This is a genomic window from Victivallis sp. Marseille-Q1083, assembly GCF_903645315.1.
Lineage (GTDB): Bacteria > Verrucomicrobiota > Lentisphaeria > Victivallales > Victivallaceae > UMGS1518.
This window is the reverse complement of sequence record NZ_CAHJXL010000001.1, coordinates 3,276,542-3,293,053: the sequence shown is the minus strand read 5'-3', so window position 1 is coordinate 3,293,053 and position 16,512 is coordinate 3,276,542. Positions and strand designations below refer to the sequence as shown.

Annotated in this window: 19 protein-coding genes; 9 read left to right on the top strand and 10 right to left on the bottom strand. The window is 41.8% G+C overall.

Translation table 11 applies throughout. The annotated features are described in order from the left end of the window. Positions 1 to 149 precede the first annotated feature (149 nt). A complete protein-coding gene (locus HWX74_RS13625) occupies positions 150 to 1,220 on the bottom strand; it encodes a LacI family DNA-binding transcriptional regulator (protein WP_176014053.1) in 1,071 nt (356 codons plus the stop codon). A 387-nt stretch (positions 1,221 to 1,607) separates the two neighbouring features. Beyond that, a complete protein-coding gene (locus HWX74_RS20705; RefSeq protein WP_368506828.1) occupies positions 1,608 to 1,748 on the bottom strand; it encodes a hypothetical protein in 141 nt (46 codons plus the stop codon). Between the two features lie 72 nt (positions 1,749 to 1,820). Between HWX74_RS20705 and HWX74_RS13620 the strand changes: the two genes are divergently transcribed. Then, positions 1,821 to 2,640, top strand: a protein-coding gene (locus HWX74_RS13620; RefSeq protein WP_368506809.1) for an IS5 family transposase whose coding sequence is annotated in 2 segments (ribosomal slippage) — positions 1,821 to 2,219 and positions 2,221 to 2,640 — 819 coding nt in all. Because the reading frame shifts where the segments join, the coding sequence is not laid out codon by codon here. 1,164 nt (positions 2,641 to 3,804) lie between these two features. Here HWX74_RS13620 and HWX74_RS13615 read toward each other — a convergent pair. The 4 genes from HWX74_RS13615 to HWX74_RS13600 are packed head-to-tail and all read right to left on the bottom strand — an operon-like array spanning position 3,805 to position 6,723. After that, on the bottom strand, positions 3,805 to 4,872 hold the full coding sequence (locus HWX74_RS13615; protein ID WP_176014051.1) for a DUF805 domain-containing protein: 1,068 nt from the start codon (positions 4,870 to 4,872) through the stop codon (positions 3,805 to 3,807). A gap of 18 nt (positions 4,873 to 4,890) precedes the next feature. Continuing rightward, positions 4,891 to 5,172 carry a transposase gene (locus HWX74_RS13610; RefSeq protein WP_176014050.1) on the bottom strand — a complete coding sequence of 94 codons (282 nt, stop codon included), beginning with the start codon at positions 5,170 to 5,172 and terminating at the stop codon, positions 4,891 to 4,893. Positions 5,173 to 5,231: 59 nt separating this feature from the next. Beyond that, positions 5,232 to 5,663 (bottom strand): hypothetical protein, encoded by a 432-nt coding sequence (locus tag HWX74_RS13605; protein WP_176014049.1) that lies wholly within the window; start codon positions 5,661 to 5,663, stop codon positions 5,232 to 5,234. 55 nt (positions 5,664 to 5,718) lie between these two features. Beyond that, a complete protein-coding gene (locus HWX74_RS13600) occupies positions 5,719 to 6,723 on the bottom strand; it encodes a transposase (RefSeq protein WP_176014048.1) in 1,005 nt (334 codons plus the stop codon). A gap of 177 nt (positions 6,724 to 6,900) precedes the next feature. Between HWX74_RS13600 and HWX74_RS13595 the strand changes: the two genes are divergently transcribed. After that, a protein-coding gene (locus HWX74_RS13595; protein ID WP_176012156.1) for an IS630 family transposase occupies positions 6,901 to 8,030 on the top strand; the annotation gives its coding sequence in 2 pieces (ribosomal slippage) (positions 6,901 to 7,339 and positions 7,339 to 8,030; 1,131 coding nt in all). Between the two features lie 269 nt (positions 8,031 to 8,299). Here HWX74_RS13595 and HWX74_RS13590 read toward each other — a convergent pair. Both HWX74_RS13590 and HWX74_RS13585 read right to left on the bottom strand, forming a co-directional pair. After that, the gene (locus tag HWX74_RS13590) at positions 8,300 to 8,911 is read right to left on the bottom strand and encodes a hypothetical protein (RefSeq protein ID WP_176014047.1); all 612 of its coding nucleotides are present in this window, start codon (positions 8,909 to 8,911) and stop codon (positions 8,300 to 8,302) included. A 2-nt stretch (positions 8,912 to 8,913) separates the two neighbouring features. Next, positions 8,914 to 9,414 carry a hypothetical protein gene (locus HWX74_RS13585; RefSeq protein ID WP_176014046.1) on the bottom strand — a complete coding sequence of 167 codons (501 nt, stop codon included), beginning with the start codon at positions 9,412 to 9,414 and terminating at the stop codon, positions 8,914 to 8,916. A 96-nt stretch (positions 9,415 to 9,510) separates the two neighbouring features. Between HWX74_RS13585 and HWX74_RS13580 the strand changes: the two genes are divergently transcribed. Further along, entirely contained in the window at positions 9,511 to 10,386 is an 876-nt protein-coding gene (locus tag HWX74_RS13580) for an IS4 family transposase (RefSeq protein ID WP_303048111.1), read from the top strand. 39 nt (positions 10,387 to 10,425) lie between these two features. Continuing rightward, positions 10,426 to 11,466 carry an IS630 family transposase gene (locus HWX74_RS13575; protein WP_176014044.1) on the top strand — a complete coding sequence of 347 codons (1,041 nt, stop codon included), beginning with the start codon at positions 10,426 to 10,428 and terminating at the stop codon, positions 11,464 to 11,466. 220 nt (positions 11,467 to 11,686) lie between these two features. Here HWX74_RS13575 and HWX74_RS13570 read toward each other — a convergent pair whose 3' ends face one another. Further along, positions 11,687 to 11,935, bottom strand: a complete 249-nt coding sequence (locus tag HWX74_RS13570) for a hypothetical protein (RefSeq protein ID WP_176014043.1) — start codon at positions 11,933 to 11,935, stop codon at positions 11,687 to 11,689. Positions 11,936 to 12,314: 379 nt separating this feature from the next. Between HWX74_RS13570 and HWX74_RS13565 the strand changes: the two genes are divergently transcribed. The 5 genes from HWX74_RS13565 (at position 12,315) to HWX74_RS13550 (ending at position 15,329) form a co-directional block, all read left to right on the top strand. Continuing rightward, positions 12,315 to 13,128, top strand: a protein-coding gene (locus HWX74_RS13565; RefSeq protein ID WP_176014042.1) for an IS5 family transposase whose coding sequence is annotated in 2 segments (ribosomal slippage) — positions 12,315 to 12,713 and positions 12,715 to 13,128 — 813 coding nt in all. Because the reading frame shifts where the segments join, the coding sequence is not laid out codon by codon here. A gap of 55 nt (positions 13,129 to 13,183) precedes the next feature. Continuing rightward, positions 13,184 to 13,315 (top strand): hypothetical protein, encoded by a 132-nt coding sequence (locus tag HWX74_RS20530; RefSeq protein ID WP_303048110.1) that lies wholly within the window; start codon positions 13,184 to 13,186, stop codon positions 13,313 to 13,315. Then, the gene (locus HWX74_RS13560) at positions 13,312 to 13,665 is read left to right on the top strand and encodes a hypothetical protein (protein WP_176014041.1); all 354 of its coding nucleotides are present in this window, start codon (positions 13,312 to 13,314) and stop codon (positions 13,663 to 13,665) included. Before HWX74_RS20530 ends, HWX74_RS13560 begins: the two co-directional genes overlap by 4 nt. 101 nt (positions 13,666 to 13,766) lie before the next feature. Further along, entirely contained in the window at positions 13,767 to 13,961 is a 195-nt protein-coding gene (locus tag HWX74_RS13555) for a hypothetical protein (RefSeq protein ID WP_176014040.1), read from the top strand. A gap of 180 nt (positions 13,962 to 14,141) precedes the next feature. Then, positions 14,142 to 15,329 (top strand): IS4 family transposase, encoded by a 1,188-nt coding sequence (locus HWX74_RS13550; protein ID WP_176014039.1) that lies wholly within the window; start codon positions 14,142 to 14,144, stop codon positions 15,327 to 15,329. Positions 15,330 to 15,576: 247 nt separating this feature from the next. On the opposite strand, the gene HWX74_RS13545 is transcribed toward HWX74_RS13550, so the two are convergent. Further along, a complete protein-coding gene (locus tag HWX74_RS13545) occupies positions 15,577 to 16,512 on the bottom strand; it encodes a hypothetical protein (RefSeq protein ID WP_176014038.1) in 936 nt (311 codons plus the stop codon).

Genomic DNA, 16,512 nt, shown 5'->3' with positions numbered 1-16,512 from the left:
TCTGTCATTCAATATAATCTCTTTCCACGAAAAAGCAAGACACAACTTTTCGGGCGGCTTCGACGCCGCTCTTCAAGTCCGGTGCCATCAAGCGGTTCGGAGGAATCCGAATTTTGAAAACAGAACGGTGCTGGAAAGGAACGGCCGGCCTATTCTTTTTTCGGCTTATTGCCGTATTCGAACGTTTCGGGAATCAAGTCGATATATTCCGTTTGCGGCGACATATCGGGGGCGTCGCAAAGTTTCAACGCTATTTCCGCCGCCCGGCGTCCCAAATCGTGAAGATGGAATTTGTGAATGACCAGGCCGCCGAACCAGCAAAGGAAATTGCGGGGCGATTCGGTCGTCGCCGTACAGGGCAGCAAATCTTTGTAGAACCATTCCAGCTCATAGGCGAAAATGGTATCGACCTGGAGCTTGCTCAGATCACACACCTCCTGCAGATGCCTGCAGGTCAGCACCAGCATGATGTGGTAACAGCACCAGATGCCATCCACGCCGCGAAACGGCTCATACGCCCCCGGCTGGATCGGGTTCTGCAGGATGACCTCGCGGATTTCCTCCGGCGGAACGCCGCATTCCAGCAAAGTTTCCCGATAGCCCCGGATCAGCTCCTGGCTGTAAAGATTGGTCAACTGCGCCTTGACGATTCCGAACTTCCGGCAGCCGCACGCCAGTTGCCGCAGAGCGGCCTGCCGGCCGGTCTGGTATTCGGGAACGCGAATCTGATAGCAGTTGTCGAATAAAGCGCCTCCGTAAACCGAAACGATCGGCGGACGATGCGGGTACTTTTTCAATACCGCGTCAATGTGCCCCGAACCGCGGGACGGATCTTCCTGCAAAGCCGGAATGTGGATGATCGCTTCGACCTTGTTGTACAGCATCAGCTCGAAAGCCTTCGCTTCGAGCTTCAGGTCGCCGCTGCAAGGGTACATGAAAAACGATTTGCCATGCGAGGTCAACGTCGGCATGATGCTTTCGACAAAAAATCCGCAAAGTACATTCATCGGTCCGCCGGCGATACAGCCGATGGTATTGGATTTTGCCGAGAACAACGCTTTCGCGTGATAATTCACATGAAATCCGATCTCCTGCGCTTTCGCATGAATCCGTTCATAAACCTGCCGGCTGACTTCCGCTTTTTCCAAAGGACGGTTGAGGGCGCGCGAAACCGTCGTCGGAGCGACCCCGCATAATTTGGCAAACTCTCGAATGTTCATCTGAAAAACCTCATTTTACGGTCAGTGGATAACTCAACTGCGCTGCGGCCAACATCAACCGACGACTGATTCCGGCACTCAATCAGAGTTTCTTACAGCCCGGCGCCCGATACTGCGACATAATCTGTGGAAAGCAAAAAACTCCGCGGCAATGCCGCAAAAACAAAAAACCCGGCCTTTTCCGCCGGGCAATCCTATGAAATCGCTCCTCCGCTGTGGAGTTCGACTGAATGATCGAAATGGTGCGCCCACGGGGACTCGAACCCACGACCACCTGATTAAGAGTCAGCACCGCACCACACACCACATCTTACTTTTGAGCTTAATCACACTGCGAACAACTAAAAACTACCACCGATTTCCAATATTACAATGCTACAATTTTCACTACACTGTATTTTTATCATTTTTTCTTGCCAGCAAGGTCAGCCACCAGAAGACAATGAACAAAATTGCCGTGATCGGATTAAGCAAGTTCCATACTTCCCGTTCCAAGCTGATTTGGAAAATCGGACAATATACTAAGATCTTATCCCTAAATAGCAGTTGAAATTCAATAAAAATATGCTATATTTACTCAACCGCAACAGAGAGGTGGATATGGCATTAAAAGCTTGGGAAGTATCCGATGCGTTTTGGAGCAAAGTAGCCCCCCTGATTCCCAAATCCAGGCGTGATCCGGAAAAAGAGTATCAGCGTCGACGTGGAGCCGGACGCAAACCGATGGAATCTCGCAAGATTTTTGAAGCTATTGTGTATGTCCTCCGCACCGGCATCCAATGGAAGGCATTGCCCAAGGAGTACGGTAGCTCCAGTAGTGTTCATCGCCATTTTCGCAAATGGGAAGAAGCAGGATTCTTTCGCAAACTTTGGAAGAAAGGTCTTGCCGAATATGATGATATGGAAGGTATTGCATGGAAATGGCAAAGTATCGACGGAGCCATGACAAAAGCTCCGACAGCCCAAGAAACAGTAGGACCGAATCCTACTGATCGGGGAAAAAAATGGAACCAAACGTCACATTCTGGTCGACGAGCGTGGAGTCCTGTTGTCAATCGTCGTAACCGGAGCGAATCGACATGATGTCACGCAAGTTGAGGAAGTCTTGAAGAATCGAGTCCGAAAACCTCGTGGGCGTACCAAGCAGAACCTTTGCGCTGACGCCGGTTATTCCGGCGTAAAATCAGAGGAAGTCATGAAAAAATATCGCTACACGCCTCACATCAGACCTCGCGGGGAAGAGAAAGTTGCAATTCAAAAAGGCTATAAAGCCAGACGATGGATTGTTGAAGTCGCTCACTCCTGGCTCAATCGATTTCGTAAATTATTGGTTCGATATGAAAAGACGAATGCATCCTATGAGGCATTACTTCAATTGGCAGCAAGCATTATAATATTTCGAAAACTAGGTTCTATTTAGGGATAGGCTCTAAAAAGCTAGAATGAAAGCAACCAAACCACTTCTAGCGTTAAGATTAGGATGAGAGAAAAGGTAAACCAAAACATCAGATATGCAAGTAAATATCCGTAACAGTATGAACCTTACCAGATGAGTTCTTATCTTTTTTCATCAATCTTAAAGGTATTTGTCAAGATTTTTTCATCAATTGATACTACATTTTTCATGGCGGATTTCCTTTCTTTGATTGTTTTTCTGTGACCCAATAATCAATCGGATTTCCGCCACTTTTTCAAGTCAGCTCTTTGCAAATGTACGCAATTTTCAGGACGTTATCCTCTATCTGATTACGGATCGCGCCTATGAAGGTGATAAAACACGTGCATTGGTAATGGAGATTGGATATATTCCGATCGTTCCGCCAAAATAAAACAGCGAAAAGCCTTGGGTATATGATAAAATTATCTACAAACGCGGCTATTGATTTAATAGTGCGAATATAATCTAACTTCCGTATAATCAATCGATGTGCATAAAATTCCGGACACTACCTTTTGAATAAACATTTTCTATATATAAATAACGAAATGATATTTAATACAAACAGAGCAAGATAAAAAAATGCATTAGTATAATCTAACGCAGGAATACTTACTATATGTATATTATCAAAGATATTGCTGGGATTTTTGTCGTTAAATATAACCAGGAAAATATATATAATAGTCCAAGAACCTATTTCGAAAACATTACATATCATAAAAAGATTATAGACCGATATCACTTCCTTCATATTTATTGGGTATTTAAATTCTATTTTTTTCAATTTCCTATTTCTATATAATTGGCAGCGATCTAAAATATTAACATTACCAGTAAGAGTAATAGCGACTGCATATATCATGCATGGTAAACCCAAAACTGATTTATTTATAAAGGATAACATAATTAAAAATATCCACATAAGTATGCTTATTAAAAATTGGATCATATCAAAATAAGTTAATTTAAAAAAAGAAATAAATGACATTTTATTCACCGTTTTTTATAATTAAAATAAAACCATTTTCCTTCTACGCAATAGCCTATAATGATAACTTCATATATACCGGAAAACTCATAAGTCATACCCCTGCAACACCACTTTGTCAGTTGAAACATCGCCAATCGCCCGATTAGCCTGCTTTAGCATCGCATATTGCATTGGAAATAATTCACGTCATCGGCTTGAACAGATGGGCCCTGCACTTCGCTGGAACTATTACATTTTGTATCATTTGGCAAGTCTTTCATAGAGCGTAAGTCCTTTGGGGGATAAAAATCATCATTATATAACAATTTAATACTGGCATCATTACTCGATAAGGTGCATATATAGTTTATAATAGATGCTAATTTAATGATATCCCAATAATTTCCTGTCGCAATAATGACATTATTATTATTTATTATAGTTGATAATGTAAAAAATTCTCCTTTTACGTCATCAAAATTATTGTGAGCAATATGAAATATTTTTTTTGAGCTTACTGCAATTTCAATGCAATTTCCTTGAAAGCAATATAATTTAAAATATTTATTTTTTAAAAGTTTAATATACTTGTATTTGCTTTCATAATATATAATTGGATGTTGATATAACGATTTCTTTTTGATAAAACATTTAATTATGTTATGTAAAACAAACCCTAGTGTTATTATTTCTAATACCAACATTATAAATGTTTGAGGTAAATCAAACCAAAATATTGACAACAATAAAAGTAATGATAAAACAAAAAGTAACGACAAAAAAATTAAAACAAAAAAAGAACCATTTAAGACAATGTGGTTGTTATTTTTTTTGCTTTTTAAAATGAATTTATTTCCTGACAAATTGAATGACATGTTCCTTTTCATATCCCATAAAATTGGTTCGTCACCATATTGATTAGGTCCTTTTTGAGATGGTTCAAAAATTCTAAAACATCCAACAAAAGGGATAAAGGCTTCACTTCCTGGTCTTCCTATATCATGCATTCTCCGTATCATAATAGCAAAATGAGCTGGAAACAAGATTAACATTATGAAGAAAACTAGAAGAATATACCATTTAACTTCAGAAGAATTTCTAATTAATGCATTAATAAGTAATTCACGAGATATTAAAAGAATAAAAATAACTATCGAAACCCCAATAATCATTTCTTTTTTACTCGCTCGACCAGAAAAATCAAAGTAATGTTTGAAAAAATGTACAACATATTTAAACATAAAATCCTCAATATTCTTTTATACCTGGCCGATGCCAGTCGTCAACTTATGCGGATAGCTGCCGGCGCGGGTGTCCTGCTGCCTGGGGCTATGTTGATAGCATCCGGCTCCGCAAATCGCGTCAGTTTCAGCATTCAAGAGCTCGTTCAACGTTTCTTCCGACTCTTTCACCATATTTGCCAGATGAGTTCTTATCTCTTTTTCATTGATCTTAAAGGCATTCGACAAGACTTTTTCATTAATTGGTATTATTTTTTTCCACGGCAGATTTCCTTTCTTTGATTGTTTTTCTGTGATCAAATAATCAATCAGATTTCCGCCATTTTTTCAAGCAACTACGTTTAAAATTTACGCAATTTCTATGAAATTATATCAGGTTTTTGTTGACATTTTTTATTGAAAACAATAAAAATAACATTCTCTACAAGTTCGATGACTAAAATAACATTCCAAATATATAAACCAATTCTACCATCGTTACCTATAAAGATAAGAAGACAAAGATTCACAATTGTAATAACAAAAATAGAGATCAATTTTATGACACTCCTCTTTGTATAGCAATAATTGTAAAATGATAGCAAAACAGAAAATATCATTAATAACGTAAAGAAAAGCATGTTCCAAGCGATAAAACCTCTTATTAAAAAACCAAATGCTGTTGATATTAAATCGATTCCCGATAAATATTCATCATCGAACCAATAAGATCCATTTACAAATGGCAATAGCATAGTTAATAATTTAAATGTTATTATAACAGTAACAATTAATAAATGTCGTCTATTCATGATATTCTCCTTAACGGGGCCACTACCATTGCTGATAATGCCTTAATTTAGTCGATTATGCAAAAGCCAGATGCGAGAAGGAAAAACCTTTTAAGGAAAGGTTCTTTCCTTCTCGCGCTCTTTCTTTTCCAAACCTATTTGAGTAACGTTTTTGCAATTGGAGAACCAATTGCAAAAATGTAAACAGAAAAAATGGATGCCAAAACAGGGCGTACGCCCGGAGCAACTTGCGAAGATTGAATTCAGCTGCCGCAAAAATTACATTCAATTCGTCTCCAATGCGTCCTCGAAGTTGATTGCGATCCATTCGGTGTTCACTTTTACAGTGCCTGATTACCGGTTCAATGGCAGACCACCGATTCCACCAGCGACAGAGAGTACGTGATACTCGTTTCCGAAATCGATTCACAACTTGAATATCACAGTCTCCAACATAATTGTGGCCGCGACAGCCAAGATCACATATTGCCATTACAGGTTCAAATCCAAGGATTTTTGTCGCTTGTTGCAATACGGATTTCAGCGTATGTCCATCGTAGGGATTTCCCGGATATGCTTTCGCTCCCACGATCCAATTTGTTTTTGCCGAAGTTACCAAACCCACTTTTGTTCCGAATTCAATTTTCTTATGCGCTTTGCCTTTTCCGATACATTCAACTTGCGGTTCATGAATGGAATAAAGCTTCCTTTTGTCGCTTTTCTTCTGATTGAAAAGGCGTTCGCCAAGTTCAAGCAGTTTCGGATCTTCATATTCGAAATAAATTCCTCTGGTAAAATACTGCCAGTAAAGATTTTCAAGCCATTCATCAAGAACCGCTTCGTCGCTCATGCCGCTGGCGTATTTGAGATAATGTAACGCGACCATCAGGCGAACCGGACAGGAGGGACGACCGTTTTTAACACAAAAGCTTGCCGCCAACCCGTCTTTAAAACTTTGCAAATCAATTGCATTGGCAAGTTTTACCATCGCATGACGCAGGGAAACGATATCTCGCAACAATGGCTTGAACAAATCTCCCTGTTGCTTCCCATGGGGAGACTCTTTGTCACCATTTTGCAAATTTTCTTTCGCCTTTATACGAGTTTCTAGCAATAATATACCATAAAAAACAAGATTTTCTATTGATATTCAAGCTTTTGAATGGTTTTGCATAATCGACTAGTGTCCAGTCAAATTTGAAAAGATAAAATTATGTGTTATCTTAATCTCCAATGGATTTAACAATGGAGGTTGGATATGGCAGATGCAAAATATCGGTTTTGTTTAACGAACGATGAAAAGCAGGAACTGAATCAGATGGTGTCGAGCGGAAAGCGCAATGCCCGGCAGGTATTGGATGCCTTGATACTGCTGAATTGTGATGAATCCGAGGGCAAGAAACAATCCGATGAAATTGTCGGAGGTTTCTTGAAGGTCGGTAAATTGCGTGTTCATCGAGTTCGTAAGCGTTTCTTTGAAAACGGAATGGGAGGAGTGTTCAATCTGCCGCATGGCGGAGGACGTACCAAGCATACAGACGGTGATTTTGAAGCACATTTGATAGCCTTGAGTTGCGGAGAACCGCCAGCGGGACACTCGCAGTGGAGCTTGCGCTTGCTTGCTGATAAAATGGTGGAGCTGGAATATGTTGAATCTGTATCGCATGAAACAGTGCGGCAGGTTCTTAAAAAAACGAACTCAAGCCTTGGCAAAAAGAGCAATGGGTAATTCCGCCGCAGAAAAATGCGGCATTTGTTGCAGATATGGAACGAGTGCTTGATATTTACAAGCGGCCTTATGACGAAAAATTCCCAGTCGTTTGTTATGATGAGATGCCTCGCCAGTTGCTTGAGGAAGTGCGAGAAATACAGCCTATGCGTCCAGGGCAGTCTAAACGAGTGGACTATGAGTATCGCCGCATGGGAACATGTAATGTCTTGTTGGCAAGCGAACCGTTGCGCGGGTGGAGAATGGCAGATGTGACACAGACAAAAACAGCAAAGGATTGGGCGATATTTACTGAGAAAATAGCTTTGGCCTATCCGAATGCAGAGAAGATTATTTTAATTGAAGATAACCTCAACACACATAAACCGGCATCATGGTACGAAACGTTTCCACCAGAAAAAGCCAAGGCTTTAATGGATAAATTCGAGCTTGTTTACACGCCAAAACATGGTTCGTGGCTCAATATGGCGGAAATTGAACTCAATGTAGTATCGGCACAATGTCTGAAAAAGAGAATCGCCTCCATAGAAGAAATGAGAAGCATGGTGAATACATGGGAGAAAGAGCGAAACCAGAAAACAAAAACCATCAATTGGCAGTTTTCAACAACGGATGCACGAGTAAAGTTGCATCGACTATATCCATCTTTTCAAATTTGACTGGACACTAGATTAACCTTTCTTGTTTCGGATGCAGTTCAATATAGCATCTGTTTTGAGATTTCTCAGATGATATCTTGACTTCTACACAATTGGAAGCCATATAAGTGTAACTCAAGGTCGGCGTGTAGAATAAGCCGGTAAGCGCTTCTTTCTGGACGTCGAATGTCGAATTACTAGGTAAAGGTATGTTTGCCGGCGGTTCCGTAAATGCTGCCGATGATGACCGAATACCAAGCGCTTCCGGTTTTCTCAAATTTCAACTCGCGTTACATTCCATAAAACAGTGGAATTTTATAGGTTACATTCTCATTTTCATTATTTTTGTTTGCAAACGCCCAACTTAGCGAGATTGTCATAATGCCGTCAAAGCTAACTTGTTCTATTGACGAATATATATATTCTGGAGGGATTTTCCCAAAATATAAGTTTAATTTGGGAGTCGCATAGAGTATGAGTATAGAAAGTTTATCTTTTTGAGATATTTGTGGATATATGACAAATGACTCTGTAAAATGCGTATCGACAAGGTGTTCAATAAGTAAAATATCACCAATTTGAGACGTGACCCAATGAAATTTCACGCCGCGTGTACTACGGCCAATAATAATTTTTTGTTTATTGCTTGCGCTAGCAAGTAACAACATTTGCTTATCAGAAAAATCTGGGTTCTCCCAAACGTATTCTGCAATAAAAAGTCCATTGGGAGACGTTATTGTTATTGAGTCATCAGGTGAAAATTTTTCTTCATACCATGCATTAAATAGTAAATTTTCATTATCATCATTATTCTGGCACTTACATCCCATTATAAAACAAATGATGATTAGTGTATATAAAGCAAAAGATAATTTTACTAATTGAAATAATTGCATTTTCATATTCAAATAGCATCCTTGATTTTTTGTAAATGTTCAGGAATAGTTATATTTTTGTTGTCAAACCAGCCATCGGGACAAGGACAGTCATCTTGGACTTCAGTCGATACAAGATCAACTTCAGTTCCTTTTTTAAGAGCTTCTGCATTGTTTGGAGTCCATAAGTCAAGCCATTCATCAACGGCAACACCATTAGGCGCACCTTTACGAGAATAAGCCCAACCAGATCCCCCATCGCGTACTGTTCGGGAATCTTTACCTTTTTTTCCTCTATATATTGTGAATTTTGTTAATGGCGGATATGCATATGAATCTCGTCCCTTACTAGGATTTTTTCTCGTAGATTTTCCTGTTTTAGGATCATGTTCATAATTGGTAAGGCCGACTGCTGCATCCATTTCAGTCAAATCGTTTTTGTTCCAAGAATTCCTTCCTTCTTTAGGTTTTTGACCAGAATAAAATGTAATTAACATCCAACGATAACAATTTTTTAACCCTAAAATCACGCCTGTCCTAACAAACTTTTGAAAGGGTGAAAAAAGTGGAGCCAACTTGTCCGTAATAGTATATTACGGTTGCCTAAACCACAAGGAGGCTCCGTAATGAAGAATACATCAGTCAGTCTTTTTCGTCAAGTGTTGGATTTGATACCGAAGCGAGAATTTGAAGAAATAGTCATGAAACACAATGGAGACAAGCGAAAACAGTCCTTTGACAGTTGGGCACATTTTGTGTCGATGATCTTCTGCCAGTTGGCGCAGGCCAATAGTCTGCGAGAGATTTGCGGAGGTTTGAAAACCTGTGGAGGCAAATTGAATCATCTTGGAGTGGAATCCGCTCCAACCAAATCCAACTTGTCGTACGCCAATGCCCATCGCTCTCCGAAAATGTTCGGCGATATTTTCCATATGCTTCTGGGACACTGCCATGCAATTGCGCCACGGCATGAGTTTTCGTTTCCCAAGAAACTTTACAGTCTCGACGCAACGCTGATTGAGCTTTGCGTTAAAGTTTTTCCATGGGCAACCTATCGGCAAACCAAAGGGGCAATCAAGCTCAATATGCTGTTGGATCACGATGGTCATCTTCCCGTGTTCGTTGATTTCACCAATGGAGATGTTCATGAGGTAAACAGCGCCAGACGAATGGAACTCCCGCGTGACAGCATGGTGGTTTGTGATCGCGGATACGTTGATTTTTCCATGCTGTATAAATGGAATCTCTCCGGTGTGGATTTTGTCACGCGCCTCAAGACCAATACGACCTACGACATCCCGGAATACGATGTCAAGCAATATCCCGGAACCGTTTTGAGCGATGAAGTCATTTTTCTGCGTGGTTCGCAAGACAAATATCCGGAACGTCTCCGCAAAGTGGTCGTCTGCGATGTGGAAAACCATCGGACATTGACCTTGCTAACCAACAATTTTGAGCTGGACGCACAAACGATCGGCGACATCTATAGATTCGGCAATTAACATACGTGCAATATTTGCTTGATGGTGTATATTATCATCATGGAAACTCAAGATGCCCGAAAACTCGATAAGGTCGCTCTTGAAGAGCGGCGCAAGCAGGCCGTGAGATTGTATCAAAGCGGCAAATGTAATAATTGTACAGAAATCGGAAAAATCGTCGGAGCGCACCGCAACACGGTGGGCAAGTGGATAAGCAGGTGGAAAAAAAGCGGCTTGTCTGCTTTGAAAGTAAAGAAATGCGGTCGTCCAGTCGGCTTTGGACGCCGTCTGCTTCCGCATGAAGAGAGTAAGATACGGAAAGATTTGGTCGACCATTGTCCGGATCAGTTAAAATTGCCATTTGCGCTCTGGACTCGTCAGGCGGTACGGTTGCACATCAAGATTTCGTTTGGAATCGAAATACCAGTCCGAACCATGGGGGAGTACTTGAAACGCTGGGGATTTACGCCGCAAAAACCAGTTAAGAAAGCTTATCAGCGCAATGAGGCGCACGTTCAAAAATGGCTGATTGAGGAGTATCCCCGAATCAAAAAGCTGGCAAAATCAGAAGACGCGGATATCTTTTGGGGGGATGAAACAGGAATTCGCAATGACGAGGCCAAGGGCCGCAGTTATGCGCCGAAAGGCAACACTCCGGTGCAAGCAGTCAATCCGGTACGCGAAAAAGTTAATATGATCAGCGCGATTACCAACCAGGGGAAAACTCATTTCATGTTTTACAGCGAAACGATGACGGCTCAACTCCTGATCCAATTCATGGAACGTCTGATTCGTCAAAATGAGCGGAAAGTGTATTTGATTCTGGATAACCTGCGGGTTCACCACAGCAAAACGTTGACTGGCTTTCTGCAGGAAAACGCGGCTTTCATCAAGTTATTTTTCTTGCCGAGCTACAGTCCCGACCTGAACCCGGATGAATATCCCAACCGCGAGTTGAAATCAAATCTGAGCAACAAGCCCTTGGGGCGCGCCAAAGGAAAAATAACCGAACATGCCAAGCAACATATGGAAATGATAGCTGAACAGCCGGAACGAATCAAGAAATTATTCCATTCCAAGACTGTTTTATATGCAAGTTAGTTAGTTGCCGGTACAATATGACCACCGATGAGATTGCCATGTAATGCGGTATCACCAGGCGACAGGCGGGAAAAGCTCTGCCGGAACTGGTAAAACTCGGGCTCGTCAAACCTCATGACTCCCTGGACGGCCATGGGTTATTGCAGATTTTCGAACGTACTTCACCTAAGAAGTAACAACATTCATATTCCGAGAACGGGGTGAACCCGTTCCCAAACTCTTATGCAAATTGATGTAGAAAAATTGAAATTATCTTCTGAATTGCTCCGGCAAATTCTTGAATTGCAAAATCTTTCGAAAGAGGAGTTTTACGTCCGTTTGTCAAAAATTTTTTAGGAATCAGAAAAATACCGGAAATTTCATCAACGCCGACACGAAAAAGCTTATGAACGGGCAATCCGCTGGGGACAGGAATATCATATCTATCTGCAAAACACCTTGCCGCCGGACTTCGTCTGAAAACAACCAAGACCGCCGCCCGTAATGAGTTTGCCGCCGCCCATCCACGTCCGAAAAACGCCGATGAACTGATCCGTACTGATGATTTTCCCGGCTTATCCGCCGCATCACTCCGGTATTATCACAAAGCCTATCTTGAATCACTGCAATCTACTCCAGAGGAGTAATCTTGCAGGCAAGCAAGTTACCTTCAATTTTCCACACCTTTTCTTCCAGTAAATACAGAAACAACTCCCGCATGGACTTCGAGGACGACAGGTCCACCAATCCAATTTCGCATAAAAACTGAATTGACAAAAAATCATCTGATGCCTTATAATATATCCCTAAATAACAGTTGAAAACATGAAAAATATTGCTATATTATCATCAACCACTAGAAGGAGAATATGGCAATGAATTCGTGGGAAGTCTCTGATGCTTTTTGGTCGAAGGTCGAACCTTTGATTCCTCGTGCAAGGCGTGATAGCAATCGAGAGTATCAGCGTCGTCGCGGAGCTGGACGAAAACCGTTGGAAACGCGTCGAGTGTTTGAGGGTATCGTGTATGTTTTGCGAACGGGAATACAATGGAAGGCGCTTCCCCGAGAATACGGGAGTTCAAGCAGCATACATCGTTATTTTCAGCGCTGGTTGAAAGCCGGATTGTTTCAAAAATTGTGGAAGAAAGGTTTGGCGGAATACGATGAGTTGGAAGGGATTTCCTGGCGTTGGCAAAGTATCGATGGAGCAATGAACAAAGCCCCATTGGCCCGGGAAGCAGTAGGTCCCAATCCCACAGACAAGGGAAAAAAATGGGACCAAACGTCACGTTCTCGTAGACGAGCGTGGAATCCCGTTGCCAATAGTCGTAACCGGAGCAAATCGGAATGATGTTACGCAAGTGAATGCCGTATTGAGCGCAAAAATGAGAAAGCCGCGAGGAAGAACAAAGCAGAATCTTTGTGCGAATGCCGGTTATACCGGCTCTGGAGAAGTTATGAAGGCGTACCGATATATTCCGCACATCAGACCGCGAGGAGAGGAGAAAATTGCAGTCAGGGAAGGTTATAAAGCTCGACGTTGGATTGTGGAAGTGGCCCATTCATGGTTCAACCGCTTCAGAAAACTTCTGGTGCGTTTTGAAAAAACATATGCCGCATATGAAGCATTGCTTCAACTGGCGGCATGCGTGATTATTTATAGAAAACTTACTGTTATTTAGGGATAAGTTCTTAAAAACAAGATACGGCACGAAGAATTACTATAGGATCCAGAATATGGCCGGGCTGGCCTACGGGGAAGCGATCGTAAACATCTCAAGCGCACGGGCGTTTGTTGATAATGAAAAATTGAAACTTGCTTTTCCGAATATCTATGTCATTGTACAAAAGTTGGAGAAAACAAAATGAAATTGTCTAATTTGGCTAATAAATCTGGTTACAGCAAGGAATTCCAGCAGTTTTGCGATGCAATTTTTCTGGATGGGCATGGAAAAGATGTCGTTGCGCGTTTCATGACGGGCGGATTTCCGGAAGAAGATATGATTCAGACAGTCCTGAGTTACCAGGGAGTAGTTTTCGGATATGATTGTTTGCTGCCGGGTGAAGAAATTCCGCCCGAAGATGAAAGAATCACAGAGGAAGGGAAAGCCGAATACCTTGCGCATTGTGATCCTGATGGACGTTTCCGCTACGAGGATTTTCCGCCAATCAAGAAATCTAAACCGCTCGATCCCGCCACTCCCAAGCTGTTCGGCTGAATTGCTGACCGGTTGATAAATTTCGGATCGTCCTGTATATAACCAATGAGGATCGACATGAAAATGGGAAAAAACTTGAAGTTTTCATTCGCGGCATAAAGATGACATTCGACCCGTTCGGATATTTTGGAGTGGCGGCCGGAACAGAACAGCTTCATGCTTCCGCCCAGAGACGTCGTGAACTCATTGAATATGCAGTCAAACCGATTGATTCGGCTGTTCCGGAGCGACTTGGCGATTACTGGCGCAAGGTTGGCGGCCATATAGAAAATGTAATGAACGGTTCCATACAATGAACAAGCATTCTGTAACTGCGGCCAAAATCTCTGTTGCCGTTTCCCAAGCCGCGATTTCGTATTCTGGTTGACGCTTTCGGCGTTGCTGTAGTTTTCCTCCTAGGTTCAATACTGCTTACTTAAAACTTGACATTTGCAAGAACAATGTTATATTATCCATCAAATCCCCCGGAGGACTGTATGGCGCGTACAAAATCTTGTTTGTCGGCTAATTTTCGTGAAAGTGATTTTTTGACCTTAGCCTCTCTGCTTGGAGTTGTTTCTTTCGATGCGCTCACCAATGCGCTGCAAAAATGCGGTCTTGCAACAAAACGCTATCGCAAATTGCCATTGGAATTGATGGCATATTACGTTATTTGTCTTTCGCTCTACTCGAGCGTGTCTTTGCAGGAAGTTCTTCGATGCCTCCTGGAAGGTATGCAGTGGCTGAAGTTAAAACTTCCCTGCGGAGCCATTGAAGGCCGCGGAGGAATTTCACGCGCAAGAAAACGCTTGGGCAGTAAGTTAATGGAAGTCTTATTTCAAGATGTTTGTCGCCCTCTGGCCTCGCCGGAGTCAAGATTTGCTTTTTACAAAAAATGGCGCTTGATGGCGATAGACGGAACAACTTTCGCTCTCCCGGATGAAAAAGCGAACAGTGATTATTTTGGTCTCCCGCCTTGTTCGCGCGGAACCACGGCGTTTCCTCAATTACGTTTGACGGTAATGATTGAAGTCGGCACATACGCCATCACAGCTGCAACACATGGACCTTTCCGGGAAGGCGAGAATACTCAAGCAAAGCGTTTGATTCCTCACTTGGACTCAAGCATGCTGTTGATTGCCGACCGTGGCTTCGGCTGTTATCCATTTTTTGCGGAAGCTATGACATCCGAAGCTGCTTTGCTGTTTCGGATCCGAAATAATATGAAATTTGAATGTGAAAAGATGTTGTCTGACGGCTCATTTTTGAGTACATTTTACAGCGGTTTAGAGCATCGGAAAAAGATCAATGGAAGTCAGGTGCGGGTTATTGAATATACACTCAAAGGTGCGAAAGAGAAATACCGCCTGATCACAAATATACTTGTGCCGGAAGAAGCTCCGGCAATTGAACTCGCACAATTGTACCATGAACGATGGGAAATTGAAATTGGGTATGACGAGTTAAAAAATCACTTGAAATTGCCGGGGACAAATCTACGAAGCAAAACCCCGGAATTGGTTATTCAGGAACTTTATGGATTTTTCCTTGCACACTATACAGTACGGACATTGATGTACAAGGCGGTACTGAAAAAACACATTGATCCGGATTCGTTATCGTTTATCGGAACTGTCAGGATTTTGCGGAGAAAGATCACCTCCGCGCGTTTTCCCCCTCAGTAGGAATCTGATTAAAAATATCCGACGCGAAATTATTGAAGAAATCGCCGCTACGCGATGCGTATCCTCACGCGGTGTTACTCGCGAACGAGCGGTGAAGCGAAAAGTCAAAGGATGGAATATAAAAAAGTGTTTTTTGTCGATTCAAATGTGTCAACAATGCATGCTTCTAACTAAGTAAGCAGTATTGAGGCTAGCCCCCAGTAGGTCATCTCGGATGATCGGTGGATATGGCTTCGTTTTTACTATTTTATTCTTTCCCCTGACAGCGTTTCCGAAAGAATTTAAAAATAAAAATACCAATCAGCAATGCGATACCGAGAATAGCTAAAATATAACTGAAAACTGAATGAAATAAAATATCAGCGACACTTAATCGTCTTAAAAACTGCTTGATGCTCTCCCACCAGTGTCCCGCTTGCTTTTCTTGCAATTCGTTCAATTTATTATAGAAATTTTCTGGCCAAGGAACAAAGAACGATTCCGAGGCCGGTAATTCGAAAAACTCTGAGTTCGGGAGAGAAAACTTCACATTCCCTAATTCGACCGCAAATATTTCCTTGCCGGCAGAATTGTAGTGTTTTCGTGAATAGATCACCAACTTGTCCCGATCAATGATAAAAATCCGACGACTAACCGCCTTATCCCTCATCGCTTTTCTAAATTGTGTATAAAGCTCCGGAGCTGGAAACTCCTCCGGAGATATTAAACTTCTCTGTTTAGAAAATTGCATAGTTAATTTGTAACAATTGCGTCCATTGTAATAATGGTCTGTTTCCAATATATAAGTAGCGGTCTCAAATTCTTCTGGTGAAATTGCGTAATGTGTCAGTTCCAAAGTCCATAACAGTGGAATTTCCGCCATGCGCCCGACATAGCCTTTCGCAACTCCGAATTGACCAGATGGTTTATTCAAATAATATTCGTCCCTAAACAATCCCTTTTCAATATCAAGTCGCAATAGAATTCCATCATTGGTATAGTTACGATAAAAAGTACATTTTCTGGTTGTCGCAGAATAGTATCGAACCATTGTTTCCGCAGTAAAGCTCGCTTTCGAACTGGCCTCTAGCGCCTCGCGTAGCAACGCCGACGCTTCAAGTTCCTCCCCGGCTGCAAACAAGGCAATCCCAGATGATATCACCAAAACACTAGACAACCAGACTTTGCAAAGGAATTTCATCAT

Coding starts and splice junctions, on each gene's coding strand:
- HWX74_RS13625 (WP_176014053.1), bottom strand. CDS start 1,220: ATGAACATTCGAGAGTTTGCCAAATTATGCGGGGTCGCTCCGACGACG.
- HWX74_RS13615 (WP_176014051.1), bottom strand. CDS start 4,872: ATGTTTAAATATGTTGTACATTTTTTCAAACATTACTTTGATTTTTCT.
- HWX74_RS13605 (WP_176014049.1), bottom strand. CDS start 5,663: ATGAATAGACGACATTTATTAATTGTTACTGTTATAATAACATTTAAA.
- HWX74_RS13590 (WP_176014047.1), bottom strand. CDS start 8,911: ATGAAAATGCAATTATTTCAATTAGTAAAATTATCTTTTGCTTTATAT.
- HWX74_RS13580 (WP_303048111.1), top strand. CDS start 9,511: ATGAAGAATACATCAGTCAGTCTTTTTCGTCAAGTGTTGGATTTGATA.
- HWX74_RS13575 (WP_176014044.1), top strand. CDS start 10,426: ATGGAAACTCAAGATGCCCGAAAACTCGATAAGGTCGCTCTTGAAGAG.
- HWX74_RS20530 (WP_303048110.1), top strand. CDS start 13,184: ATGGCCGGGCTGGCCTACGGGGAAGCGATCGTAAACATCTCAAGCGCA.
- HWX74_RS13560 (WP_176014041.1), top strand. CDS start 13,312: ATGAAATTGTCTAATTTGGCTAATAAATCTGGTTACAGCAAGGAATTC.
- HWX74_RS13555 (WP_176014040.1), top strand. CDS start 13,767: ATGACATTCGACCCGTTCGGATATTTTGGAGTGGCGGCCGGAACAGAA.
- HWX74_RS13550 (WP_176014039.1), top strand. CDS start 14,142: ATGGCGCGTACAAAATCTTGTTTGTCGGCTAATTTTCGTGAAAGTGAT.
- HWX74_RS13545 (WP_176014038.1), bottom strand. CDS start 16,512: ATGATGAAATTCCTTTGCAAAGTCTGGTTGTCTAGTGTTTTGGTGATA.